Here is a 974-nt window from a genome sequence, read left to right as displayed (position 1 = left end):
GCATTGATAACGCCCAATCTTTTTGCTCAGACTCTAACTCATTGATACTCATTTATAAACTCCTTGCAATGTATGTCGTTTCAGCTAAACGGTATCAGCAATGTTTATGTAAAGAAACAGTAAGATAATACTCAACCCGATGTTTGAGTACGGTCATCATCTGACACTACAGACTCTGGCATCGCTGTGAAGACGACGCGAAATTCAGCATTTTCACAAGCGTTATCTTTTACAAAACCGATCTCACTCTCCTTTGATGCGAATGCCAGCGTCAGACATCATATGCAGATACTCACCTGCATCCTGAACCCATTGACCTCCAACCCCGTAATAGCGATGCGTAATGATGTCGATAGTTACTAACGGGTCTTGTTCGATTAACTGCCGCAGAAACTCTTCCAGGTCACCAGTGCAGTGCTTGATAACAGGAGTCTTCCCAGGATGGCGAACAACAAGAAACTGGTTTCCGTCTTCACGGACTTCGTTGCTTTCCAGTTTAGCAATACGCTTACTCCCATCCGAGATAACACCTTCGTAATACTCACGCTGCTCGTTGAGTTTTGATTTTGCTGTTTCAAGCTCAACACGCAGTTTCCCTACTGTTAGCGCAATATCCTCGTTCTCCTGGTCGCGGCGTTTGATGTATTGCTGGTTTCTTTCCCGTTCATCCAGCAGTTCCAGCACAATCGATGGTGTTACCAATTCATGGAAAAGGTCTGCGTCAAATCCCCAGTCGTCATGCATTGCCTGCTCTGCCGCTTCACGCAGTGCCTGAGAGTTAATTTCGCTCACTTCGAACCTCTCTGTTTACTGATAAGTTCCAGATCCTCCTGGCAACTTGCACAAGTCCGACAACCCTGAACGACCAGGCGTCTTCGTTCATCTATCGGATCGCCACACTCACAACAATGAGTGGCAGATATAGCCTGGTGGTTCAGGCGGCGCATTTTTATTGCTGTGTTGCGCTGTAATTC

General features: G+C 46.3%; 2 protein-coding genes. Both read right to left on the bottom strand.

What is annotated here, in order from left to right; genetic code table 11:
• Positions 1–243: 243 nt before the first annotated feature.
• Positions 244–792 (bottom strand): ead/Ea22-like family protein, encoded by a 549-nt coding sequence (locus VL15_RS41615; RefSeq protein ID WP_001289873.1) that lies wholly within the window; start codon positions 790–792, stop codon positions 244–246.
• Positions 789–974, bottom strand: a 186-nt coding sequence (locus VL15_RS41610; protein WP_082163826.1) for a TraR/DksA family transcriptional regulator, incomplete at its 5' end; no start/stop codon positions are given. The genes VL15_RS41610 and VL15_RS41615, both read right to left, overlap by 4 nt.

The organism is Burkholderia cepacia (assembly GCF_001039005.1).
Taxonomy (GTDB): domain Bacteria; phylum Pseudomonadota; class Gammaproteobacteria; order Burkholderiales; family Burkholderiaceae; genus Burkholderia; species Burkholderia theae.
The sequence above is the reverse complement of the archived record's forward strand: the minus strand, read 5'-3'. Positions and strand labels throughout refer to the sequence as shown.